Annotated in this window: 21 protein-coding genes and 3 pseudogenes; 18 read left to right on the forward strand and 6 right to left on the reverse strand. The window is 59.5% G+C overall.

The features are described from left to right. Positions 1-17: 17 nt before the first annotated feature. From DyAD56_RS13665 to DyAD56_RS13720, 11 genes and pseudogenes are all read left to right on the forward strand, one after another. Positions 18-626: an NADPH-dependent F420 reductase gene (locus DyAD56_RS13665; protein ID WP_102303313.1), complete on the forward strand. Its 609-nt coding sequence runs from the start codon at positions 18-20 to the stop codon at positions 624-626. 3 nt (positions 627-629) lie between these two features. Then, positions 630-1,373 (forward strand): SDR family NAD(P)-dependent oxidoreductase, encoded by a 744-nt coding sequence (locus DyAD56_RS13670; protein ID WP_102303314.1) that lies wholly within the window; start codon positions 630-632, stop codon positions 1,371-1,373. A gap of 151 nt (positions 1,374-1,524) precedes the next feature. Continuing rightward, positions 1,525-2,421: an AraC family transcriptional regulator gene (locus DyAD56_RS13675; RefSeq protein WP_102303315.1), complete on the forward strand. Its 897-nt coding sequence runs from the start codon at positions 1,525-1,527 to the stop codon at positions 2,419-2,421. A 188-nt stretch (positions 2,422-2,609) separates the two neighbouring features. Then, a complete protein-coding gene (locus tag DyAD56_RS13680) occupies positions 2,610-3,077 on the forward strand; it encodes a nuclear transport factor 2 family protein (RefSeq protein WP_102303316.1) in 468 nt (155 codons plus the stop codon). 103 nt (positions 3,078-3,180) lie between these two features. Further along, a complete protein-coding gene (gene wrbA / locus DyAD56_RS13685; protein WP_102303317.1) occupies positions 3,181-3,780 on the forward strand; it encodes an NAD(P)H:quinone oxidoreductase in 600 nt (199 codons plus the stop codon). A 57-nt stretch (positions 3,781-3,837) separates the two neighbouring features. Beyond that, a complete protein-coding gene (locus tag DyAD56_RS13690; RefSeq protein WP_102303318.1) occupies positions 3,838-4,803 on the forward strand; it encodes an alpha/beta hydrolase in 966 nt (321 codons plus the stop codon). Between the two features lie 150 nt (positions 4,804-4,953). After that, on the forward strand, positions 4,954-5,883 hold the full coding sequence (locus DyAD56_RS13695) for a transporter (RefSeq protein WP_102303319.1): 930 nt from the start codon (positions 4,954-4,956) through the stop codon (positions 5,881-5,883). 303 nt (positions 5,884-6,186) lie between these two features. Next, on the forward strand, positions 6,187-7,677 hold the full coding sequence (locus tag DyAD56_RS13700) for an aldehyde dehydrogenase family protein (protein WP_102303320.1): 1,491 nt from the start codon (positions 6,187-6,189) through the stop codon (positions 7,675-7,677). A gap of 51 nt (positions 7,678-7,728) precedes the next feature. Continuing rightward, entirely contained in the window at positions 7,729-9,447 is a 1,719-nt protein-coding gene (locus tag DyAD56_RS13705; RefSeq protein WP_102303321.1) for a GMC family oxidoreductase N-terminal domain-containing protein, read from the forward strand. Positions 9,448-9,492: 45 nt separating this feature from the next. Beyond that, a pseudogene (locus tag DyAD56_RS24305) lies at positions 9,493-10,451 on the forward strand (amidohydrolase family protein). Positions 10,452-10,655: 204 nt separating this feature from the next. Continuing rightward, the gene (locus tag DyAD56_RS13720) at positions 10,656-11,354 is read left to right on the forward strand and encodes a pirin family protein (protein ID WP_102303324.1); all 699 of its coding nucleotides are present in this window, start codon (positions 10,656-10,658) and stop codon (positions 11,352-11,354) included. 56 nt (positions 11,355-11,410) lie between these two features. On the opposite strand, the gene DyAD56_RS13725 is transcribed toward DyAD56_RS13720, so the two are convergent. Then, positions 11,411-11,677 carry a hypothetical protein gene (locus tag DyAD56_RS13725; protein WP_102303325.1) on the reverse strand — a complete coding sequence of 89 codons (267 nt, stop codon included), beginning with the start codon at positions 11,675-11,677 and terminating at the stop codon, positions 11,411-11,413. A gap of 145 nt (positions 11,678-11,822) precedes the next feature. Here DyAD56_RS13725 and DyAD56_RS13730 point away from each other — a divergent pair, with 145 nt between their 5' ends. Next, positions 11,823-13,979: a sigma 54-interacting transcriptional regulator gene (locus DyAD56_RS13730; protein WP_158241347.1), complete on the forward strand. Its 2,157-nt coding sequence runs from the start codon at positions 11,823-11,825 to the stop codon at positions 13,977-13,979. A 121-nt stretch (positions 13,980-14,100) separates the two neighbouring features. On the opposite strand, the gene DyAD56_RS13735 is transcribed toward DyAD56_RS13730, so the two are convergent. From DyAD56_RS13735 to DyAD56_RS24515, 3 genes and pseudogenes are all read right to left on the reverse strand, one after another. Next, entirely contained in the window at positions 14,101-14,775 is a 675-nt protein-coding gene (locus tag DyAD56_RS13735; RefSeq protein WP_102303327.1) for a pirin family protein, read from the reverse strand. A 376-nt stretch (positions 14,776-15,151) separates the two neighbouring features. Beyond that, a pseudogene (locus tag DyAD56_RS24310) lies at positions 15,152-15,559 on the reverse strand (LysR substrate-binding domain-containing protein); the annotation flags it as partial. A 32-nt stretch (positions 15,560-15,591) separates the two neighbouring features. Next, positions 15,592-16,062, reverse strand: a pseudogene (locus DyAD56_RS24515) (LysR family transcriptional regulator); the annotation flags it as partial. Positions 16,063-16,222: 160 nt separating this feature from the next. On the opposite strand from DyAD56_RS24515, the gene DyAD56_RS13745 reads away from it, so the two are divergent. Next, a complete protein-coding gene (locus DyAD56_RS13745; protein WP_102303328.1) occupies positions 16,223-16,840 on the forward strand; it encodes an isochorismatase family protein in 618 nt (205 codons plus the stop codon). Between the two features lie 184 nt (positions 16,841-17,024). Then, on the forward strand, positions 17,025-17,528 hold the full coding sequence (locus tag DyAD56_RS13750) for a DoxX family protein (RefSeq protein WP_102303329.1): 504 nt from the start codon (positions 17,025-17,027) through the stop codon (positions 17,526-17,528). 193 nt (positions 17,529-17,721) lie between these two features. Here DyAD56_RS13750 and DyAD56_RS13755 read toward each other — a convergent pair whose 3' ends face one another. Then, complete coding sequence (locus tag DyAD56_RS13755; protein WP_102303330.1) at positions 17,722-19,140, reverse strand: aldehyde dehydrogenase family protein; 1,419 nt, start codon at positions 19,138-19,140, stop codon at positions 17,722-17,724. Positions 19,141-19,238: 98 nt separating this feature from the next. Here DyAD56_RS13755 and DyAD56_RS13760 point away from each other — a divergent pair, with 98 nt between their 5' ends. Further along, positions 19,239-20,126: a LysR family transcriptional regulator gene (locus DyAD56_RS13760; RefSeq protein ID WP_199178972.1), complete on the forward strand. Its 888-nt coding sequence runs from the start codon at positions 19,239-19,241 to the stop codon at positions 20,124-20,126. 230 nt (positions 20,127-20,356) lie between these two features. Further along, the gene (locus tag DyAD56_RS13765; RefSeq protein ID WP_102303331.1) at positions 20,357-20,578 is read left to right on the forward strand and encodes a TonB-dependent receptor; all 222 of its coding nucleotides are present in this window, start codon (positions 20,357-20,359) and stop codon (positions 20,576-20,578) included. A gap of 156 nt (positions 20,579-20,734) precedes the next feature. Here DyAD56_RS13765 and DyAD56_RS13770 read toward each other — a convergent pair whose 3' ends face one another. Next, positions 20,735-21,784, reverse strand: a complete 1,050-nt coding sequence (locus DyAD56_RS13770) for a hypothetical protein (RefSeq protein ID WP_146010511.1) — start codon at positions 21,782-21,784, stop codon at positions 20,735-20,737. Positions 21,785-22,162: 378 nt separating this feature from the next. Between DyAD56_RS13770 and DyAD56_RS13775 the strand changes: the two genes are divergently transcribed. Together DyAD56_RS13775 and DyAD56_RS13780 are read left to right on the forward strand one after the other, a co-directional pair. Next, the gene (locus DyAD56_RS13775; protein ID WP_102303333.1) at positions 22,163-23,095 is read left to right on the forward strand and encodes a cytochrome b/b6 domain-containing protein; all 933 of its coding nucleotides are present in this window, start codon (positions 22,163-22,165) and stop codon (positions 23,093-23,095) included. Continuing rightward, on the forward strand, positions 23,088-23,843 hold the full coding sequence (locus DyAD56_RS13780) for a molybdopterin-binding protein (RefSeq protein WP_102303334.1): 756 nt from the start codon (positions 23,088-23,090) through the stop codon (positions 23,841-23,843). The genes DyAD56_RS13775 and DyAD56_RS13780 overlap by 8 nt, the downstream gene beginning before the upstream one ends. Positions 23,844-23,942 lie beyond the last annotated feature (99 nt).

The raw sequence follows: 23,942 nt of genomic DNA on the forward strand, positions 1-23,942 counted from the left end.
CCTTCAGGAGACATCTCATGAGCTACGCCATCATCGGATCGGGCGCCATCGGCGGCGCCCTTGCCAAACGGTTTTCCCACAGCAAGATCAAGGCAGTCGTTGCCAATCGCCGCGGACCGTCCTCGCTGAAAAGCGAACTGCAAGCCTTCGACCCCACTGTAAGCGCAGCGGAAATCTCCGACGCGCTGAGTGCCGAGGTGATCATCCTCGCCGTCCCCTTCGGTGCGGCGGGTGATGTCGCCCAACTGCGCAATGATTGGTCCGGCAAGATCGTGGTGGATGCCACCAATGCGATCGAGTTTCCCGCGTTCAAGCCCATGGACCTTGGTGGGCGGCCTTCCAGCCAGGTGCTGTCGGCGCAGTTCAAGGGCGCCAAGGTTGTTAAGGCGTTCAACACGCTGCCGGCAGCCGTACTCGGCGATGAGCCGCGACAGAGCAAGGGCAGCCGCACCCTCTTCGTTTCGGGCGATCACGCGGATGCCAACGAGAAGATCGCATCGCTCGTCACCTCGCTTGGCTTCTATCCCATCACGTTGGGAAGTCTTGACGAAGGCGGCTTGCTGCAACAGTTCGGCGGGCCATTGACGCTGCACAGCCTTATCCATGAATCCCCTGTGCAGGAGTAGGTCATGAACAGTTCGGTGAGCACCCACGAAGGTCGGACCGCACTGGTAACCGGTGCGGGGCAGGGCATTGGGCAGGCCATTGCACTGGCTTTGGCCAAACGGGGCGCACGAGTGATCGCCACCGATCTCGCCGCCCCAGAGGCAACGGTCAGCAAGATCGGAGCGAACGCTTTTGCTTTGCCGCTCGATGTGACGCAGGAAGAGGACTGGCGCTCGGTACTCCTGCAGAGCCAAGACATCGGGGACGTCGATATTGTCGTGAACAATGCCGGCTACTTCCCCAATCGGCTTATCGATGAGCTGGATCTAGCAACGTGGCGAAAGACGATGGCCACGAATCTGGACTCGCACTTCCTGAGCGTGAAGTACTTTCTTCCAGCGATGAGAAAGAGGAAGTGGGGGCGCTTTGTTGGTATCTCGTCGAACATGGTTGGTCTGGCCATACCCGGCATGAGTCACTACATCGCGTCAAAGATGGCCATCATCGGATTCATGCGGGGCTTGGCCAACGACGTCGCAGGTGACGGCATCACCGCTAACGCGCTGCTGCCTGGGCTGTTGAATACGTTGGCCACCGCTTCGCAATCCGAAGAGCAAAAGCGCTCGACCTGGGAGCAGCAGGCGATCAAGCGATTGGGCGAACCCGAAGACATCACTGGCGCCGTGCTGTTCCTGACTAGCGACGATGCGGCCTTTATGACCGGGCAGGCCATGGTGGTAGACGGCGGGCAATATCGGATCGGTTGACCCTTGACCCTCCGTGGTGTGTTGTACAGAATTTCGCCATTGATGAAATATCGCCAATGTATTCAGCGTAAAAATGCTTTGTATTCAATGAAATATCGTTGGCTCGTAAATTGCGTCGCATGACCGTCAGCCTGCTGATCGGGAGTGTTTCATGCCGCTACAAACGTACGGAGTAAGAAAGTACCCTCCGACGTCAGCACTACTGGCTTCATCGGTCGAACTTGGCTGGCCGACGATATCCGTGGAGCTTCGATCCCATGGAGTGTGTGAAACGCCTGGGATCGTTCCGCAGCACGTGGAGATCTGCCTGGTTGTCGATGGCAACAAAGATGCCCTGGTAAGGCGAACAGGGGCGGGGATCTACGAAGAGGCGATGCCAAGAACGGGCGCCATCTGGTTGAGTCCCGCCGGACTGGGTAAGGAGATCGCGATCACCGCGCCCATCCCCCAAACCATGCATCTGTATCTGCCTACGGCGCTGTTCACGCGACTGCAGGACGATTTCAATCTTCCCGTTGCGCCGGCCCATTCGATTCACTACGCCGCGGGCATCAGGGATGAGGTGATTGAGCACGTCGGGGGTTCCATCCTCTCCGAGCTGACTCACCAGACGACCGCTGGCCGGATGTACGTTGAGGCCGCCTCCCTGACGCTCGGAGCCCGGCTCCTTCAGAAATACTGCGATAGTGGCGTGTGCGCCCCCACGGACACTTCCGTACATAGCCTCGATCATATTCGTTTGCGCCGTGTCCTCGACTACATCGCGGCGAACATTGAGGGAGACATTACGCTCGCAGACCTGGCGGGAATCGCGGGTTACAGCATCTTTCACTTTGCACGGAAATTTGCACTCGCCATGGGTGTATCACGACATCGCTACATAAGCCGAATGCGGCTGGAGAACGCGATGGCGCAATTGGCTGCAGGCAACCTTTCGCTCACGGAAATAGCGCTCAATGCGCAGTTCTCCTCGCAGGCCAGCTTCACACGTGCGTTTCATCGAGCCACCGGCATGACGCCGGGCGAGTATCAGCGCCGTCGGCGTTAGCAGGCGAAGCCGGCTCACATGGGACTCTGTGCCTCCTATGCACCCGGGCATAGGTAAATGCGCCTGATCGAGCAAGCGCGGTAAAAACCGACGCAAGCGTGGGAAAGACAGAGCGGCAACACCGTGTCACTGTCCATGTCGCGACCCTTTCATTCTCTGCACCGTCGAACACTTCGGCAGGAGGGAAAATGAGCGCCAAAGCGACAGGTCAAGACCGTAACGAGCAATTGATTCGCCGGCTATATCAGCTTGCCGAGGCATCCACCAAAGACACGCAGATGTTCGTTTCATTGTTCTCTGATGGTGGCTACTTCTATGACGTTGCAGGCGGAAAAAAATACTACGGCGACGACATCGGCCTGACAGTCGACGTCTATGCCGCCGCTTTCCCTGACATGCATAGGGAGCTGGACAGCTTCTACTTCGATCACAACGTTGTGGTGGTGGAGCTTTCATTGAACGGAACACACAAGGGCGATCTGGCCATGCCTGCGGGAACGATTCCCGCGACGGGAAAGGAAATACATACGCCATGTTGCGACGTCTTCCATATTGAGAACGGAAGGATCGCCTCGTTTCATTGCTACGTCGCGGTTCCCATTCTTCTGGGGCAACTGGGTGTGCTCATGAATCTCGGAGCCGCCCTCAGGCACTGATCCGCCGATCGCCGCTGAAGGCCCAAGCTGTGTCGTCAAGCTCTACATCAATGGTGGCCTTGAGAGATGGGTCGCCGTGACTCGATATTCAGAGGAGAACATCATGGCAAAAGTTCTTGTGCTTTATTACTCGTCCTATGGCCATGTCGAGGCTATGGCTACGGCCGTTGCCGAAGGCGCGCGGGAGGGCGGTGCGCAGGTTGACATCAAGCGCGTCCCTGAGCTGGTGCCTGATGAAGTGGCACGTAACGTGCACTTCAAATTGGATCAAGCAGCGCCCATCGCCAAGGTCGAGGACCTTGCCGACTACGATGCCATCATCATCGGCGCGGGCACGCGGTTCGGACGCTTGTCGTCGCAGATGGCCAGCTTCCTGGATCAGGCCGGCGGCCTCTGGATGCGTGGCGCCTTGCACGGAAAGGTGGGTGGGGCGTTTACGTCCACGGCCACACAACATGGCGGACAGGAAACGACGCTGTTCTCGATCATCACCAACCTGCTGCACTTCGGCATGGTGGTTGTCGGCCTTGATTACGGTCATGCCGGTCAGATGACCCTGGACGAAATCACGGGCGGTTCTCCCTACGGTGCCACGACGATTGCCGGCGGTGATGGCTCGCGAGCGCCGTCCGCCAATGAATTGATGGGAGCGCGCTACCAGGGCCGCAAGGTCGCGGAAGTCGCCAAGAAGCTGCACGGCTGATGCCGGCGGGTTCGGCCCGGTGGAGGCCATCCCACATCGATCCAGAGAGGAATCGGCATGTCCGGATCGGCTGAAAAGCGCACATTCGAAGAGTTCGTCGCGGTGCATCCGCTTGATCCTATGGACGCAGCATTTGCTTCGACCATGCGCGCCATGATGCTGGCCAACAAAGGAGTGCGACAAGGCATCGAGGCGCGCGGACAGTTCGATGCCCTGATGGAAGGCGTATCACCGCGCGACGACGTGACATTCGAGACAGGCGTCGTCGGCGGCATACCGGGACTCTGGGTTCTTCCCGAGGATTGGACATCCGACGAGGCGATCGTCCATCTGCATGGTGGTTGGTTCAACTTCGGATCCGCCAAAGCCTATCGCCATCTGGTGGGTCATGTAGCCGCGACGGTGCGGGCGAGGGCGTTCATTCCAGACTACCGCCTGGCACCCGAACATCCATTTCCAGCCGCTCCGCAGGATGCACTTGCCTGCTACCTGGCGCTCGTCGAGAGCGGTGTTCATCGGATTGCCCTCACGGGAGATTCTGCCGGAGGCAATCTGGCCTTGGTGCTTGCGTCGCGTGTGATCGGCCAGGCCGCCACCATCAGAGCGACTCTCGTCGGCGCCGCCGTGCTTTCACCGATCACTGACTTGACGTTTTCCGGGACGACTTACGTCACGCGAGCGGACGCCGACCCGCTTTTCACTCGAGCGCAAGTGGAAGAGCTGGTGCATTCCTATCTGCGCGGAGCCGATGCAAAGCATCCGTTGGCATCGCCGCTTCTGGGGCGATTCTCTGGTCTACCTCCGATACGTATCCATGTCGGCGACGATGAGGTGCTGTTGGACGATTCGCTTCGATATGTCGGGCGCGCCATGGTTGCCGGCGTGGATGCGAAGGTTGTTGTGTGGGAAGGGCTTCCGCATGGCTTCATCGGAAGCATCGGTCGACTGAAAGCGGCAGCCCAGGTGCTGCAAGACATCAGTAGGTTCCTTGCCGAGAAGCTGCAAGCGAATGCGGAATCGTAGGAGTTGCAGCCCCTTGTTCCCCTGGATGGTATGGAGAGCGATGTGAAGATTGACGCGAAGGACGCCAGCCTATGCGCGACCAAAGTGGATGAATCGAGCCTGCTTCGCCTGCTTGCGGTCGACAGCTTCGCCAAGGCGCGGTGACTGCCCATGCGCATGTCAGCGTTCGCGTGCCTGCTGCTTGCGGCAGCCTTGGGTGACATGGGCCTTCCTGGCCTCTGCGCTGCGCAAGTGCAACTTCCAACAGTGAATCTGGGACTGACGAACTTTGAAGATGGCTTCGGCAGCCAGGGATGGTTTCTCCAAGAGTTTCCCGACTACTACGATGCCGACAAGCTCAAGGATTACCAGGGAAATACCGTTCCTGGCCGCAATAGGCTCACCGTATTCAGCACCACCACCCACATTGTTTACGTCAGCCAGCGGCGCGTTCTCGGTGGCTGGTTGGCATTTGAAGTCTTACAACCCTGGGTGGATCTCGATGTACGGGCGGGCGGTGGCCCGTCATCAAAGGTCCGTGGCCTCGCGGACCCAACGGTGGGTGTCGGGGTGCAATGGGAACCCAAAGAGTTTGCAGGCGGCGTGTTTGTTGGTCGCTTCGTATGGGATGTAGGTGTTCCCGTCGGTCAATACAGTGACCGACAGCCGGTCAATGTTGGCAATAACCTGATTGTCGTCAACCCCTACTACGCGCTCACTTACGAGCGCGACAAGTGGGAGGTGAGCGCGCGGCTGCACTATCTCTGGAATTCCACCAACCATGAGCCGTTCGAGGGATTGGGCGCCAATTCGGTGCAGCCGGGTCAGGCATTTCACATGAACTACTCGGCGTCGTACGCGGTAACCAGCCGTGTGCGTGTTGGCTTCAATGGTTATTGGTTGCAACAGCTGACCGACGACAAGATAGACGGCGCTCCTATCCCGCACTCCCTGGAGCGAACCGTCGGCCTGGGGGCGGGCATCCAGATTCACTGGGGCCGCTACACCTGGCTTCATCTGAATGGCTACAAGGAGATCGATGTGCGCAATCGAGCGCAGGGCTCCTCCGTAACCCTTCGACTTTCGCAAGCCGTACCCTAGCTGGATGAAGTCTGCGGATTTAGTGCCGGCCTGTCGCATACGCAAAACCGGTCAAAACAACCGCAAGCATGGGAAAGACGCAGACGGATCTGCGTGATTACATCGGTCTGGACTGGAAGGATGACGAAGTCCCCGCGTCGTCCCGGTCGAACAAGAGAGCGCCGATAACTGACATTCCAAACGTGGTGATCGAATCCTGACACGGCACCGGCCGGTCATTCCTTGAGCATGTTGAACTCATGGGACTTCGGTGGCGATGGAACGATAACCATCTTGCGCTCACCTTCTTTGAGGAGAAATGAGATGTCCGCACTACCGCGTGGCGTAAACGAAGCGAATGGCGTCAAGGAATATCGATACTTCGCTGGTGGAGAATGGCGTTCCGCTGAGAACAACAAGCTGTTCGACGTCTTTCGTCCTTACGATCGGGGGCTTTATGCACGCGTCGCCGCGGGTGGACGGGCCGAAGCAAAGCTAGCGGTTGATGCGGCTGCAAAGGCTTTCCCTTCATGGTCGCAAACCACGCCGGCGGAGCGCGCGAAGTTGTTTTTCAAGGCGGCTGAGATCGTGAAGCGTCGCCGCGCCGAGATTGCGGAGATCCTGGCCGTTGAAACCGGCAGCACTATTTCCTTCGCCACGTTCCAGCAGGACCTCGTTGCCGCCACCATTGAGCAGGTGGTGGGGTGGATGTACTTGCCGAAAGGCGAGGTGCTGGAAACCAATATGCCCGGCAGTCACTCCATCGGAGTGCGACGGCCCCTGGGCGTAGTGGCGAGCTTTACGCCGTGGAACGGCGCCAATATTTTGTCGTGGCGAGCCGTTCTTTCACCGGTCGCCGCCGGCAATACGGTCGTGGTGAAGCCATCTGAACTTGCTCCAATCTCCGCGGGCATCATCCTGGCGCAGATTGTGGAGGAGGCTGGTTTTCCGCCGGGTGTCATCAACGTGGTGACCCATGCGCCGGGTGCTGCCGGTGATATCGCCGATGTCTTCTTTGAAAGTCAGGATGTGCGTGTCATCAATCTTATTGGTGGCGTGAAGACGGCCAAGATGCTCGCCAAACGTGCCGGCGAAACGCTCAAGCGCACAACGATGGAGCTGGGTGGCTACAACCCAATGATCATTCTCGACGACGTGGATGTGGACTATGCCGTCCGCACGGCGACGTTCGGTTCTTTTTTCCACCAAGGGCAAATCTGCCTCAATACCCGCCGCATCATCGTGCAGCGCAAGATTGCCGACGAGTTCCTCGAGAAGTTCGTCGCGCGCACCAAGACGTTGCCATCCGGCGATCCTCAGGATCACAAGACCGTCATCGGTCCATTGATCACGCCCGCTGCGGTCAAGCTGTGCGATGACCGCGTCAAAGAGGCCGTTGCCAAGGGTGCCACGCTGCATACAGGCGGCGTCTTCGAGGGCCAGATCTATCAGCCGACCATTCTCAGCAATGTACCGCTTGACGCCACCGTGGCGAATGAAGAGACCTTTGGTCCGGTCGTTGTGGTAGAGGTCGTGGACACGCCTGAGCAGGCCATCGAGGCGGCGAATCGTACGTTGTACGGGCTTACCTCATCCATCCTCGCAGGCGACACCTATCGCGCGTTCGAAATGGCGCCAAAGATTCTGGCTGGCATCGTCAATGTCAACTCACCCACCGTCAACGACGAGATTCATGCGCCGATGGGTGGCGTGCGTGACAGCGGTTGGGGACGGACGGGCCCGGACAGTCTGAAAGAATTCCAGGATGTCATCTGGATCAACTCGCATAGCGGGCAGCGGCAATACCCGATCTGAATTCTTGTGGCACGTGATCCCACGCCCGACCGCCAAGTTGGAGGACCCGAGATGAGCCAAGACAACAAAGTGATGCAGACCCTTCTGGATAGTGTGTCGAGCGGGCAGATGAGTAGGCGCCGCTTCTTGGCCGCCGTCAGTGCCGCCGGCCTTGGGGCTTGGCTCTCGACCACGATGGTGGGACAAGCATTCGCCGCTGGCGACAATCAAACAACGAACCAGGCAAAGATCGAGGGCGCATACGACTACATAGTGGTGGGTGCTGGCGCGTCCGGTGCGATCATTGCCGGTGAGTTGTCAAAGACCGGTGCCAAGGTGTTGGTCGTCGAATCGGGTGGCGCTGATACAGCTCCCACGATCAGCAATCCAAGCATATGGTTCTACAACATTGGCGGCCAGATGGATTGGCATCTGCCGATCGCGCCCGTTGCACAGCTGAACAACCGCAAATTCAACATGGCGCTTGGACGCGTTCTGGGTGGCGGTAGCTCGATCAATGCGATGGTGTGGTCGCGTGGCCTGGAACGTGATTACGACTCGTGGGAACGGAACGGTGCGAAGGGATGGGGTTTCAAGGACGTCCTGCCGACATACAAGGCGCAGGAGGATTGGGAGGGCGGTGCCAATGAGTGGCGCGGTGTCGGCGGCCCCGTCCACATTCGCAAGCCAGGCGATCCCCATCCGACAGCGCCTGCCTTTATCGAAGCTGCTCACCAGATGGGTTTTCCCGTCATCGACGATCCGAACGGCCCGATGCGCCCTGGGGCTGGCTATATCAACATGAACATCGCGGCTGATGGCACTCGCGTGAGTTCCGCGCGCGCTTTCCTGCGGCCGAATCTCGATCGTCCGAACCTGACGCTGCTGCTGAATACCAATGTCACCAAAGTCATTTTCGACGGTGATCGTGCGACGGGCGTTGAAATCGTTGGCGCCGATGGTGCTCGGAAAGTCAGGGCCAACCGCGAAGTGATCCTGGCGGGCGGTACGATCCATAGCGCCCGGCTTCTCTTGCTGTCTGGCATCGGTGACGCGACGCAGTTGCAGAAGATTGGCATCAAGCCCGTCGCCAATCTTCGCGGCGTGGGCCAGAACCTGCAGGACCACGTGATCGTGTCCGGCATCGTTTATCAGTACAAGGGCAAGATGCCGGATCGCCCCGCGGACAGTAATGCGGTCGAGGCGGAGGTGTACTTATCCAGTGGTGTCGATAGTCATTCGACCGACATCAACCTTGTACTGGAGCAACTACCGATAGCTACGCCGGAGGCCGCAGCGCGCTTCGGCGCGCCGCCGAAAGAGGGTTTTACGATCGCCCCCGCACTTATCCAGCCGACCAGTCGTGGCCAGGTACGGCTCGGCAGCGCGGATTGGCGCGATGCTCCGATCATCGAGTGCAATCATCTGGGCACTGATCGGGACATGGCCGCGATCGTTCGGGCCATTGAAGTAGCGCGAGAACTTGGCAGCAAGGCGGCGCTCGACGGTGTTCGGGAGGCCGAGGTTGTGCCTGGACCGAAGGCCAAGAGCCGGCAGGACTTGATCGATCTTGCGCGGACGGGTGCGGCGAGCTTCGGTCACGCGGTGGGCACCGCCAAAATCGGCACCGACGCCGATGCTGTGGTGGATAGCGAACTTCGTGTTCACGGCATTCGCGGCCTGCGCGTGGCGGACGCGTCTGTCATGCCTTCGATCATCTCGGGCCCGACCAATGCGCCAGCCTTCATGATCGGCGGTCGCGCTGCTGGATTCATCAAGGCCGCCACCTGATAACGGACGATAACCATGTCTTTCACGATTGACGTCCACCAACACATGCTGCCCGACATCTTCTATCGCGCGACCAATGATGCGCATAGTCCTGTCGGCGGTATTGCGCCCGCACCCTGGTCGAAGGAGTCCGCGCTGTCTTTTATGGACGACGCGGGGATCGATGTTGCGATTACCTCTATCAGCACGCCGGGCGTTCACATGGGTGACGATGCCGCCGCCCGCGATCTGGCCCGCCGGGTCAATGAACTGTCGGCTGGACTGATCCAGGAGCGTCCCGATCGCTTCGGTGGATATGCGGCACTTCCTTTGCCTGATGTCGACGGCGCCTTGCGCGAACTGGAGTACGGCCTGGATGTGCTCCAGTTGGATGGCGTTGTCCTTTTCTCTAACGTACGCGGCATCTATCTTGGCGACGCGCGATTTCGCCCCTTGTTCGACGAGTTGGAAAGGCGCAAGGCGGTCGTTTTCATCCATCCAAACGCCTCGCCGGACGCCTCTGCCCACAACCTTGGGCTGCCGGATACCTTGATCGATTTCACTGCCGATACGACGCGAGCGGTGGCTCAAATGCACTATGGCCATACTTTCGCGCGCACCCCAACGTGAAGTACATCATTTCGCATGCTGGCGGCACCACTCCCTATCTGGCGGCGCGCTTTTCCGTTGTCGACGAGATGAATGTGATTCCTGGCGGAGACGAGCGCGGAACGGCGGCGGATACATTTCGCCGGCTCTATTGGGACACGGCGGTGTCCTGGCGGCCACCGATCCTGCCGGCGCTCCGATCCATAGTCGGCATGAGCCAGGTGCTATTCGGCTCTGACTATCCTTATCTTCGTCGGGATCTGGCTGTCGCCTGCCGTCATGAGGTCGAGACAAGCGTGGAGTTGAACAGCAGCGAGAGCCGTGCGGTCCTTAGCGACAACGCGCTGAAGCTGTTCCCGCGGGTTGCGGAGCGTATCGCGACCGGGAAGGGGAGAGCTCAACCTCTGCGAACCTAGTACGACGGCGAGTGCGGCATCCGACGAAGCGCTGTGCCGGCGTCGCCTTGGAATCCGGCGTGGCATTACACATTCCATGGATATGGAGCGGCGTTCACCGGACAGGACGGCCTGTCCATGATCCACTGTCTAGTCGGGCAGAGGGCTCAGCGCCATAACTATCCTGAAACGAGCAATCACGCTGCTCGATGTCAGGAGATGGCAATGCTGCAACTCAGGCCAAGAGAGACGCTGGATGGCGGCCATCACGGATGGCTTAATGCTCGTCACCACTTCGTCGTTGCGGCGAATGGCAATCTCGCCAACCGACCACTGGGTGCACTCGTGGTCTGGAACGACGACGAGATCGCTCCGGGTACAGGGTTCGGCCGTCACTCGCATGCCGACATGGAGATCATCACCTACGTTCGCCAAGGTGCCGTCACGCATGAAGACAGTGCCGGCAACGTCGGCTATACCGTTGAGGGTGACGTGCAGGTTATGAGTGCCGGGACGGGAATCAGTCACTCTGAACGCAATCGTGGCGAGGTCCCATTGAAGCTGTTTCAGATATGGCTGCTTCCAGGGCAGCGTGGAGGAACACCACGCTGGGAGAGCAGGCGCTTCCCCAAAACTGATCGCGCTGGCCAACTAGTGACGTTGGCCAGCGGTGATCCCTGGGACGTGGATGCACTGCAGATACGCGCCGACGCACGGGTTATGGGCGCCACGCTGCTGGCGGGGACGACGCTCACGCATCGCCTTGGCGCCCACCGCCATGCCTATCTCGCGCCAGCCAAGGGTGCGGTCTTCGTCAATGGGGAGCGTGTTGTCCTCGATGATGGCATTGCCGCGACCGACGAGGCCAGCCTCACGATCACGGCCGAGGAGGATGCGGAGCTCATCCTTGTCACCACTTCCTGATCTCGCAGCCGGGATAGGAGTGAGCACAACGAAATAGATATGCGGCCTGAACTCAGCTATGGGTCGGAATCGAGTTCTCGTCCAATCCAGGATCGAATGTAGCCTGGACAATGGCGAAGCTCGATCCCTTGACGCTCGCAATCCCGAAGAAAGCAGACCACCCGGCGGTCGGCGAGAATCAAATCTTTCAGGTCCAGCACAACCGCTTGATCAGTCGCCTCCACGGCGAGCAGTGCCGACAACTCGCCCACGTCGTCGGCCTGAAGTTGGCCGATCACAACCCATACGATGTCGCCGTTTGCGATGCGCAGCATCTTGAACACGAGTCACCTCCTGGTGCTGGCAAAGCAACCACCAGGCCAACATCTAAGCCACTGAATCCATGCACGTTCATCGGCCATATGCATGGCGAGATATCGCCAATGGCGATATGCTGAACAACACATGCGAGTCTCCGGCAGGCGTCCTATGAATGCTTCTACCCAGGAATCGCTTCAAGCCACCCTGAATCTGATTCCGGCGCACACGTGGTACACAGACCCATCAGGTGCGCTGGTATTCGTGAACGAGCGATGCGCAAACTACCTGGGTCTCGCGAATGACGATCCGCTACGGTTCGGCAAGGTGAGAGGCGCAGCGTGGGACTCGCATATCGCATTACTTCACCCCGATGATCACGACGAGACACGCAAAGCATGGTCGGCGTGCATCGACTCCGGCATCGCCGGTGAAGTGACTTTCCGAGTGCGCAGTGCCGAAGGCGGATACCGCTGGTTTCTCAGTCGCGCCGAACCGCTTATGAGCGCGACTGGGGCGATTCAGGGATGGATCGGTATCAACATCAATATCGAAGAGCGCAAGCAGGCCGAGTTCTATCTCGCGGAAGGTCAGCGACTTGGGCGATCGGGCAGCTGGGCATTCAACGAGACGGGCTTTCAGTACTGGTCCTCTGGCCTATTCCAGATCTACGGACTTGAGCCTGGAGGAAAGGCGCCGAGCATTTCGGAATACATGGGGCTCGTGCACCCCGAAGATCAGGGTTTTGTAGCGAATCACATTGAAAAAGTGCTGGCCGAGCAAAAGGCCTTCGACTTTATGAAGCGAGTTGTCCGCCCGGATGGGGGCATTCGCTTCATACGTTGCGTTGGCGTGCCGGTGAGCGATGGTGTCGCTGGGCGTGGATTCGTGGGGACAGGAATAGATGTAACAGAGCAGGAGCTGTTGATGCAGGAACTCCGGAAGAGCGAAGAGGAGTTCAGGCAGATTGTGGATCTCACGCCCCAGCTCGTGGCGGTATTGGGCCCTGGAGGTGAGCGACTTTACGCAAACCGCATGGCGCTTTCCTATGTTGGCATCAGCTTGGATGAGTGGTTGCGCGGAACGCTGGGGGCCCAGATCCACCCTGACGATCGCGAACGGCAAGCCACTTTCTTCGCCGAACGGCTTTTGGATGAATCCGCTGCCGAAATAGAAGTACGCCTGCCGAACACCGACGGTTACTATCGTTGGTTCCTCGCGCGTTTCAGTCCCGTCCGAGATGATCAAGGCCATTTGCACCGCTGGTACATCGCATGCACCGATATCGACGAACGCAAGAAGGCGGAGGAGCGACTTCAGCATGAAAATGTCGCGCTTCGCGAGGAAATCGAAAAGACCTCCATGTTCGAAGAGATTGTCGGTACGTCACGGGCGTTGGCCGACGTACTTGGACGCGTTTCCAAGGTGGCTGCGAGCGATTCGACCGTTCTGATCACAGGCGAGACCGGGACCGGCAAGGAGCTCGTGGCTCGCGCGATTCATCGACAATCGCGGCGCTCGTCGAGGGCATTCGTGGCTGTGAACTGTGCAGCCATTCCGCGCGAACTGGTGGCCTCGGAATTGTTTGGCCATGAGAAGGGGGCGTTCACGGGCGCCCTGCAGCGACGCCTTGGCCGTTTTGAGCTCGCTGATGGCGGAACGATTTTCCTGGATGAAGTTGGAGAGCTTTCGCCTGAAACGCAGGCTTCGCTGCTGAGAATGCTGCAGGAGCGGGAGTTCGAGCGAGTAGGTGGCGGGGAAACTATCCAGGTCGATGTCCGCGTTATTACGGCGACGAATCGGGATTTGGAAGAGGCTGTCGCTGATGGATTCTTCCGGAGAGATCTCTTCTATCGCCTGAACGTTTTTCCTGTCGAGGTTCCCCCATTGCGGGAGCGGGCAGATGATATTCCGTTGCTCGTGGAGTACTTCATTGATCGCTATGCCCGGAAGATGGGCAAGGCATTCCGGCATATCAACAGGCGGACGCTCGATCGCCTGAAGTCCTACCCTTGGCCGGGAAACGTTCGCGAACTACAGAACGTCATCGAGAGATCCGCCATCGTCTGTGATTCCGAAGAATTCACGATTGATGATAGTTGGCTGTCGACAAGCCCCAAATTTGACAGTCGAATCGTGTTGCCCACCACGCTCGCCACTCACGAGAAGGTGATCATTGAAGATGCGCTGCGTGAATGCGGTGGGCGGGTGTTCGGGCACGGAGGCGCGGCGGCACGGTTGGGCATTCCACGCTCCACGCTGGAGTCGAAGATCCGTTCTTTGAGGATAGATAAGAGTCGTTACCGGCAAGGAACGGTGAAGAGTTAGATGGCCCGCTGGAGAATCCTTCTGTACAGAAAACAGGCTTCTTACTGGATGGCTCCAGGATCGACTCTCTATTAGGGGCGCTTACTTGCCGGGCTTCTTCCACATGCTTCATTGCCAATGATCATGCGTTGAAGAGCGGTTCGCTGATGGGTTTTGCGGCCACTAGTACAAAATGTGCACCTTCGTTGGCCTCCAGCGCGATTTGGGTTGCCGATCCCACGCCTATCGTCGTGGCTCTGCCAGCACAAAGGGCGCGCTTGTTATCCTCGCAGCGTACACACAGTGCCCCTGATACGACATAGATCCACGCCTGCAGGTCATCGCTGAGCTTGTGGTCGAAAATGCCGCCGCTCTCCAAGATTCCGTCCAGCATCACTATCTCGTCTGGCATGCCACCCGTGCCACGTATCTCGTTACTTTGCGCCAATAAGTCCCGAACGCGATGCTTGGGTCCCTTCACGGTGATGACGTCATCGGCTCGCACATGAATCGCCCTGGCGGGCTGGGTCTTCAGTCGATTTGGCAGGTTGACGAAGATCTGGAGTGCGTGAATTCGTGCACCTTCACCTGGCGTCTCTTCGTGCGCGGCGCCGCTGGCTGCCGCGAGCCAATATAAATCACCGGCTCGCAATTCGACGTCCAAGCCCAAGGTGTCGCGACTGAGAAACTCGCCTACCGAATCCTCGAATAGAACGGTCACCACCGATATGCCGGCATGGAGGTGTGGTGCGAAAGTAGGGCCGGTCATGACAAAGTCGTCCACCATGAGAAGTGGATCCATGCGGCCACCAAACATCTCTTCAGAGAAATGGCGAGCTGAGAAGGAGTCTCCAACGGTGCGATGACATCCCTCTACGACGGGACCCAGGCGAGTGGCGGGCGCTTGAGTTCGTGTTGAATGGGGGTGGCTGCACACTATCCACGCCCTTTAAAGGCTCGCCAAATGGCGTCGAATCCAGAAGCCATTGCTTTCCTTAACCACTCGCCTTCATCCGAATACAGGCCAAGCTCGCCCAACATGCTCAGGCGCTCACGGGGTTTGAACGGGTAGGCCGATATCTCAGCCATCGTTGGGCTCCAGCCTGACTCAGGTCGTGGGCCCACGTTACGGAATGTACTGCCGGCCGATAAGACGCCTCGTCTTAGACAAAGCGTCCAATCGGTTGGACGATCTACATCAACACGGCTTTCGGCAGCTCCGCCGAGAGATGGTCGATAAATGCGCGCACGGACGGTAGTAGGCCTTGGCGATAAGGCAGCAGGGCCGTGATAGTGGAATCACCGGCGATCCAGTCGAGCAACACGCGCCGCAACGCACCCGAGTGCACGGCCTTTCGACAGACATATCCTGGAAGGGCGACGACACCCAGCCCTTGGATGGCCGCTTGCTGGAGGCCAACCATATCGTTGCCCCAGAGCCTGGGCGCCAGCGGTATCACCACTTCATCCCTCTGTTGGCCACTGTGCCGAAGACGCCACATGGGCGCGACACCGGTCCGCAGCATATAGAGCGACGGAAAATCCTGAAGGTCTTGGGGTGTAGATGGTTCCCCGCGTAATGCGAGGTATTCCGTGCCCGCGAAAAGATACCAAGGCGCCGGCGCAAGGTGCGTTGCACGAGATTGGAGTCGGGGAGGGGGCCTGAATGCGCGCGGATAGCCAGGTCAAAATTTTCACTGACAATATCGACGGTGCGATCCAGCGCGTGCGCCTCAATGCTGACCTTGGGGAATTGCACCAAGAAACCTGCAATGGCCTCTGCGAGCGCGAACTGCATGGTTGCGACGCCCGCCGTGCATCGAATGGTTCCGCTCGGTTCCCCCAGGCGTTGCCGGATCACGCTTTCAGCTAGCTCGGCTTCGCGAAGCATGGAGACGGCGTGTCGGTAGAAGTCTTGGCCGGCGTCAGTCACGCCAAAATGCCGTGACGTCCGGTTGAGGAGTCGTACCCCCAGATGGGCTTCCAGCGCTTGCATGCGGTGGCTGATCGTTGACTTGGGCATGCGTAGCGTCCTGCCGGCCGACGTGATGCCCCCGCGGTCGACCACCTGCACGAACAAGAAGAAGTCGTTGAGATCGAGCATGGCCTCACCCGCATCGTCCAACCAGTGGGACGCTGGGTTCGCAGTCTGGCGACTTCTGGGCGGATGATCCAGTGCGTAGCTTTGTCTCCACCACGACACCTGATCGTGATCCGGGATTTCCCCGGTTACCTAGGCACTACCCACGCCATTGGAGACTGTTATGACGCAGCGCACCTACGAGCCGCTCACCCGCGACAATGCCGCCCTTGTCCTGGTCGACCACCAGGTTGGCCTTCTGTCAGGCGTTCGCGACTACTCGATCGCGGAGCTCAAGCACAACGTTGTCGCACTGGCCAAGGCCGCCAAGGCGCTCGGCCTGCCGATCGTCGTGACGACCACTGCACGCGACAGCATGTGGGGTCCGACGTTCCCCGAGCTGGTTGAAGCACTGCCGGGGGTGCAGATCATTGATCGCATGTCCGTCAATGCGTACGACGACGATAAGGTCGCCAAGGCCATCGACGCTACGGGCCGCAAAAAGCTGATCTTCGCTGGCGTGTCGCTGGAAGTCTGTGCCGCTCTTCCGGCCATGACGGCGGCAGCGCGTGGATACGACGCATACGTGGCCGTCGACGCTTCAGGCACCTTCAACAAGACCAAGCACGATGTGAACCTTCTGCGCATGCAGCAGGCCGGCGTCATTCTGTCGGACTACAGCACCTTGATGGTCGAGATTCTGAAGTTCAACAGCAGCCCGGAAGCGGGTGCAGTTTATGGCGCGCTCGACATGGATTGGGCGACGCTCGTCGGTCAAATCGCGGCCAGCTACAAGAAGTAGGCGTAGGTGGGGCGGCCTGACTTCTCGCGAACCGTCAGGCCGCCCTAGCAGACGCTGCGCCAGCCTGACCGTTGACGATATCGGTCGACCGATCCTGTTGTCATGGCTCTCTCACGAGTGGCAGAGCCGTTGTTGTAGCGGGCGCAATACCGCGCGCCTCCATCATCCATTTGGGGAAGCCACCATGTTGTCGCCGCGCTTCAAGAGCCTCGGACGAACGGACCCGATATGGGTCGACGCCATACTGGATTGGCGTTGGACATGGTTGATCGCCCGACTCGCGTTGACCGCACCGTTTGTCGTCGGCGCACTGATGAAGCTGAGTAACTTGCCAGCGGCAATTCTTGAGCAAGAGCATTTCGGGCTTCATCCAGGCCTTCCGTGGGCGCTGGCCACGATCGTCGTGGAGGTTGTCGGCCCTCTGATGATTCTCACTGGGCGATTCATTTGGGTGGGGGCCGGAGCGCTGGCCGTGTTCACGTTTATCGCCAACCTCCTGGCTAATAGGTTCTGGGAGATGTCAGGCGCAGAACGCTTCATGGCAACGAATGGATTCTTCGAGCACATTGCTCTGATCGGTGGTTTTGTCCTCGCTGCACTGGCGGCAGAGTTTGAGCAGAGAAAGTACAACGCCAAGCGTGAAGTATCGGAAGGCGAGCGTGTAACCGATCCGAAGTGGTGGCATTGATGGGGAAGGGCGGAGATTCCCTTTCTCGTGTCAAACCCGAAGGTGGTGGCCTCGATTATCGAACAAGCGGCCAAGAGCGTGGAAATGTCTTCCAAGTGATTGAGGCGCTCAGCGCTGGAAGGCCCCTATCGGGGCCTTCTTTTCACGACTCGCTACTTGGTAGCCAGAGGGTTGGTTGGATCCCGTCCCAGACCTAAAGGCCAATAATGGTTTTCGGTTCCAGGTAGGCCTCCAGGCCGAAGACGCCATATTCGCGACCGATGCCGGATTGCTTGAAGCCGCCGAAAGGCGCCTTGGGCTCATGAGTGAGCGTATTGACCATGACCCGGCCGGCATCGATGCGGGCCGCCACGCGCGCACCGCGTTCAGCGCTTGTGGTAGCTACGTAGGCTGACAAACCATAGGGCGTGTCGTTCGCAATGGCGATGGCTTCGTCTTCGTCGTCATAGGCGATGATCGACAGCACCGGCCCGAAGATTTCCTCGCGGGCGATAGTCATGTCGTTACGCACGCCCGTGAACAATGTGGGGCGTACTAGCCAGCCACGCGTGTAGCCATCTGGACGGCCCTCGCCACCAGCCAGCAGCCGGGCGCCTTCGTCGATGCCTTTGCGTATATAGCCCTGCACGCGCTCCCACTGTTTGCGGCTGACCATGGGGCCGACGTTGGTGTCGGCATTCGCCGGATCACCGGCCACCGTGGTTTCGACGACAGCCTGCGCAAGCGCTTCGAATTCCGCCAGGCGAGCCCGCGGCACCAGGATGCGCGTGCCGGCGATGCACGCCTGTCCGCTGTTCATGAAACCCGCCTGGATCGCCATGGGTACGGCAGTGGCGAAGTCGGCATCGTCCAGGATGATGGTGGGCGATTTGCCGCCGAGTTCCAGCGTCACACGTTTCACGTCATTGCTGGCAGCGCGCAGGATGCGCTTGCCCACGGCGGTGGAGCCGGTGAAAGAGATCTTGCGTACGTCCGGGCTTTCGACGATGGCCGCGCCCACGACATCGCCACGACCCGTCACGATATTGAACACGCCAGCGGGAGCGTTGGCCTCGTGCAGCGCCTCCGTCACGATGCGAGTCTGCAGCGCGCTCATCTCGCTGGGCTTGATCACCGCTGTGCATCCGGCAGCCAGCGCCGTGGAGAGTTTGCTGCCGATAAAGCCGGCATTGCTGTTCCACGGCGTGATCATGCCCACGACGCCTACCGGCTGCATCACCACGCGCGCTGTCCCAAGTTGGCGCTTGAAGTCGTACGCCTCCATGGCGTCGATGGCGTCGAGAAACACCTGGGCCGCATATCGGGACGTCCAGCGCGCAAAAGCGACGGGAGCACCGTATTCCTGTACCACGGCGGCAAATAGCTCATCCTCTCGGGCAGCCATGGCTGCATGCATTCGACGCAACAGGGCGGCCCGTTCGGCCAGCGTAGTGTGCGACCAGGCGGGCAAGGCGCGCTTGGCCGCCGCGATGGCGCGGCGTGCGTCATCGGCGTCGGCAAGGCGGACGGTTCCGATCACGTTTTCGGTGGTCGGATTGAACAGTTCAAAGCGCTCCTCGCCGTGCGGGGTAACGAAGGCGCCGTCGATATAGATCTGGTCGATGCTGAACATGGCAGTTCTCCTGAAAGGGTGACCTTCCAAGGATGCGGGCTGCCCATTGCCTTGATAAGCTGCACAAAAGGGGATGGGTTGTTAAGCAGGAGCGGATAATGCGTAGCGGCCTGACTGAACTCGAGGCGGTGCTGGCGGTGGCCCAGCGCGGCAGTTTTCGTGCCGCCGCAGCCGAGCTGGAGATGTCCACATCCGCGCTGAGCCAATCGGTGGCAGCGCTGGAAGCCCGACTCGGGACGCGATTGTTCCATCGCACCACGCGCAGCGTGCGCCTGACCGAGGCAGGGGAGCGTTTCGTGGCCGAGGTGGCTCCGGCGATTGCTGGCATCCGCGGCGCGATGGAGCGGGCCGGCGAATCGGCCGGCGCGCCTACCGGCACCCTGCGCTTGAACACATCGGTCGGCGCAGCTAGGCGTCTGATGAAGCCGCTGTTGATCCCTTACATGCAGCGCTATCCCCAAGTGCAACTGGAGCTGGCCACCGAAGCTCGCCTGATTGATATTGTGCGGGAAGGCTACGACGCCGGCTTCCGCACGCTGGATATCGTGCCGGGCGATATGGTGGCCGTACCTGTCGGGCCACCCATTCGCCATGCGGTGGTCGGGTCTCCCGCTTACTTCGCAAAGCACGGCCGACCCAGTCATCCCGGTGATCTGGCTCGCCATGTCGCGATCCGTGCGCGCTTGCCCTCGGGCCACATCTACCATTGGGAGTTCGAGCGCCGAGGGGAAACCTTGGCTGTCGACGTGCCCGGCGTCGTTACGTTGGACGAGCCTCACTTGTTGCGCGAGGCAGCGCTGGCCGGACTGGGCCTGATTTACGTGAGCGAATACGACGCTGAAGCCGACCTCACAGCAGGACGACTGGAGCGGGTGCTGGATGACTGGACACCACCTTTCGACCGATTGGCGCTGTACTACCCCGGGCGCCTGCATTTACCTGCGCCGCTGCGGGCGTTGGTCAACTTGATCAAGGAAGCCGGCTAAACGGTGACTCGATGAGTCCCGTGAATCTCTGTCGCAAGCGACGTAACGACGTCACTTCATACACACCGTTGCTTTTTCTGGAAGGCAATGGCTTGAAGCTTCAGTTGAGCCAGGGGCTTCACGTAGGGCGACGCAAATGGTGAACGGCATGGCGGTGACGTGAAAATTTCACATGCGATGCCCGCAGAGCGAGTAGCGTCTAGATTCACCACGCCCGGGATTTCGTAGCCATGACCGACTGCGTCGGAACTACTAGCAATGGCTTCAATTACACCGCGCAATACGAGCTGGCGGTGATGAGTAGCGTGACTTGGGCTGCAACATTTCGAAAAGATGGGATCTATCGAGGCATGCGTCATGGACGCGTGTTCGCCATTAGTGAACTGTCTGATCCGGACTTGAAGCGGGCCGTGATGGATGACATCGAGGAAACGTGGGTCGGAATGCATTGAGGTAGCCATCAGTCCGCCTCATGCGGAATGGGATTCTGCATGGCGCGTTGACTGGTAGCGGTGCCACTAGCCACCGCGAGACACCTTGGCCACCTTCATTCGTCTGAAGAACTCCGCGCCGGAATGTGGCGATGAACTCCGGCGCGGGAGCCTCAATCAGTCGTCGACATCATCTCCTGCATGCATTATTGCAATGCCGTTCGTGGTGCCACTATTGAGGGTGACGCTGCTCTTCAGGTCGAAGTTTCCATCGCCATCGACATGGAAGATGGATACATGGGATGCCGATCCGTTGCCATCCACCACGGCGGCGAGGTTGTCACGGTACGTTATGTCGGTTGGATTGCCGTTGAATGTGGCGACGACGGCCGCGTCCTGGACAATCTTGCGGTTGTAGACGGAGTAACGCGATACGGAGTGGCTCGGTGAATTCGCCGAGAATAAGAACGAGCCATCGAGCGCAACCCAGCAGGGTGCCATCTGTGTGCCGGAGCCGGTCACCGTCAACACGGCATTATCCCGTACCAGGCTGATCTCGTTGGCATGGGCGATGGTGACGTAGGCATCGCGACCACGCGTGGCCAGCCCGAAGGGCGCATTGACGTTGGCAGGGATGTTGGCCACCAGCTTGGTTTGGCCCGTGACGGCTCCTTGGTCTGTCAGATGCACGGTTTCGATGGCGTTGCTCTTCTCGGTGACGACGAGTTCTCCATCGATCACGCCTACCTGGGCGGCGGAGCCATCGGCAATCACCAGCTGCGCCGAGCCATCAGCCGTAGGCTCCACGCCGTAGCGGTCAATCGGATGCGATTCGATATGTGTGGTCGTGAGGATATAGAGGTGGTCGCGACCGAAGGCGACGCTGACGGGATTGGTGATGGCGGGCACGACCTTCATCCGTTGCAACGGAACGCCGCCATCGATTTTTCGAAAGATCGATACGTTGCCGGATCCAAAATTCACCACAGCAAGCAGGCGACGGTTTTGAGCAATGCCACCGGCATTGCCGGCCACTCCGCCTGTTCCTCCGGTTTCGGATTGTTCCACCAGCACGCCGCGTGTGTTGTAGACAAGTAGCTCGTTGCTGGCAGTGTTTGATGAGGTGACAACAAGATCGCCGTCGTTCCATGCCGGGTCGGTTTGGGCATAAGCCGTTCCGACTACCATCAATCCCAGTAGCGCTGACCCACAGATAGTTCTTTTCATGACCAATCCTTGATGTGATCGTAGGTAATTGCGGCATCGTGTGTCGCCACGACGCGCTCCCAACAGCGACCGTGCGCATCGGTCTTTAGGTATTCGAACGTTGCGTTCGCGGGGTTACATCGCTCGTCTCCCGGAAAGGAGGCGCGGCTGTCGCGATGTAACCGGCGTACGTCCATGCACGAAATAGTCAGTAGCTTCGACGCGAAGCATCAGCATCGAAGCAGACACGTTGGGTTGAAACGCAAATCTTGCCCGGCTGGTTTTAAGCGCTATCCGGGTTCTTTCCAGCGATCGTGTGTGGTCAGTTCGCCGGCACCGGTGCGCGAGTAAACTAATCGCCAAACCGTTCAGTTCGCCTTGCTTCCCTGGAGTATGGCCATGAGTACGGAAAGCCTTGATGCTGGCGCATCTCCTCCGGTTACCTTGGTGGTTCCGGAACCGCGCAGGCTCGTCTATCGGCACCCGCTGCCGATCCGGATCATGCACTGGATCAATGTAGTTGCGCTGACGTTGATGTTCTTCAGCGGGTTGCAGATATTCAACGCGCATCCACGTCTTTACTGGGGCAATCGATCCGACGAAGGCACGGCCATCTTTGCGTTGGGCGCTCACCAGGATCCGGCAGGCAACCTGCAGGGCGTCACGCGCATCGGAACGCGTGAGTTCAACACGACCGGCGTCCTTGGTGTATCGAACGGGAAGGATGGCAGTCCCCAGGTACGCGGGTTCCCGCCATGGCTCACTGTGCCAGGCTCGCAGTGGCTGTCGATGGGACGTCGCTGGCATTTCTTCTTCGCGTGGGTGTTTGTACTCAACGGGCTGTGCTACGTCGGCTACGCACTGGTCACCCGGCACCTGCAACGGGACTTGTGGCCCACGGGTGCGGACTGGCGCGGCATCGGGCGATCCGTCATCGATCATCTGCGTTTCAAGCACCCGCACGGTGAAGCGGCGCTGCGCTACAACATCCTGCAGCGGTTGGCGTACTTGACTGTCATCTTCGTGTTCGGTGTGGGCATCGTGCTTATGGGGCTGGCCATGTCACCACGCATGGATGCGGTGCTTTCGCCCATGGTCGAAGCTGTTGGCGGCCGGCAATCGGCGCGGACTATTCATTTCATCATCGCCTGGGGCTTCGTGGCCTTTGTGCTGATTCACCTGTTCGAAGTGTTGATCACCGGCGTGTTCAACCAGCTTCGGGGCATGATCACCGGCTATTACGCGATCGACCCCGCGCCAGTCGAGACACAGCCACAGGTCGAGGAAGCACCGAGTGATTTCGAGCCATCGGAGGACCGCTCTCATGAGTAATCGCAGATCGTTCCTGCGCATAACGATGGTGGGGGCGGCGGGAGTGCTCGTCGCCGGTTGTGACCGCATCTCGCAGACGCTGTGGGGCCCCATTGTGCTGAGCAAGGCGGAGGGTTTGAATCGCCGCGTGCAGGCCTTGTTGTCGCCATCGAGCAGCATGGCGAAGGAGTATGCCGAAGCTGATATATCGCCGGTATTCCATCCCAATGGCACCACCATGCCCACCACGCCTGCCTATCAGACCCTGATGGCTGACAACTTTCGAGGCTACAAACTGCAAGTGGATGGGTTGGTGACCCGCCCGGCGATGCTCTCCATTGACGACCTGAAACACCTGGACCTGCGCACGCAGATTACGAGGCACGATTGTGTGGAGGGTTGGAGCGCCATTGGGAAATGGCAGGGAACGTTACTGTCTGCCGTACTCGATTATGTCGGCGTCGATCCGAGGGCACGGTTCGTCATGTTCCACTGCTTTGACGACATGGAAGAAGACACGCCTTACTACGAGAGCATTGATCTTGCGGAGGCCAGGCATCCGCAGACGCTCTTGGCTTTCGCCTTGAACGACCAGCCGCTACCCGTGCCGAACGGTGCGCCCTTGCGCGTGCGGATTGGGCGTCAGCTCGGCTATAAGCAGGCGAAATACCTGGCACGCATCGAACTGGTCAGCTCGTTCGAGGATATCGGGGATGGCCAGGGCGGCTACTGGGAGGATCAAGGCTACGAATGGTACGCCGGCATCTAGTGCCAGGAGTCCGTCGCGCCGCCCGCAGCCGTGAGAATGGAGTCGATCGCCGCACGTAAGGCGGCCGGGATGATCAGGGATGGCTATCGGGGGTAGGGC

This window comes from Dyella sp. AD56 (assembly GCF_002878475.1).
GTDB lineage: Bacteria > Pseudomonadota > Gammaproteobacteria > Xanthomonadales > Rhodanobacteraceae > Dyella.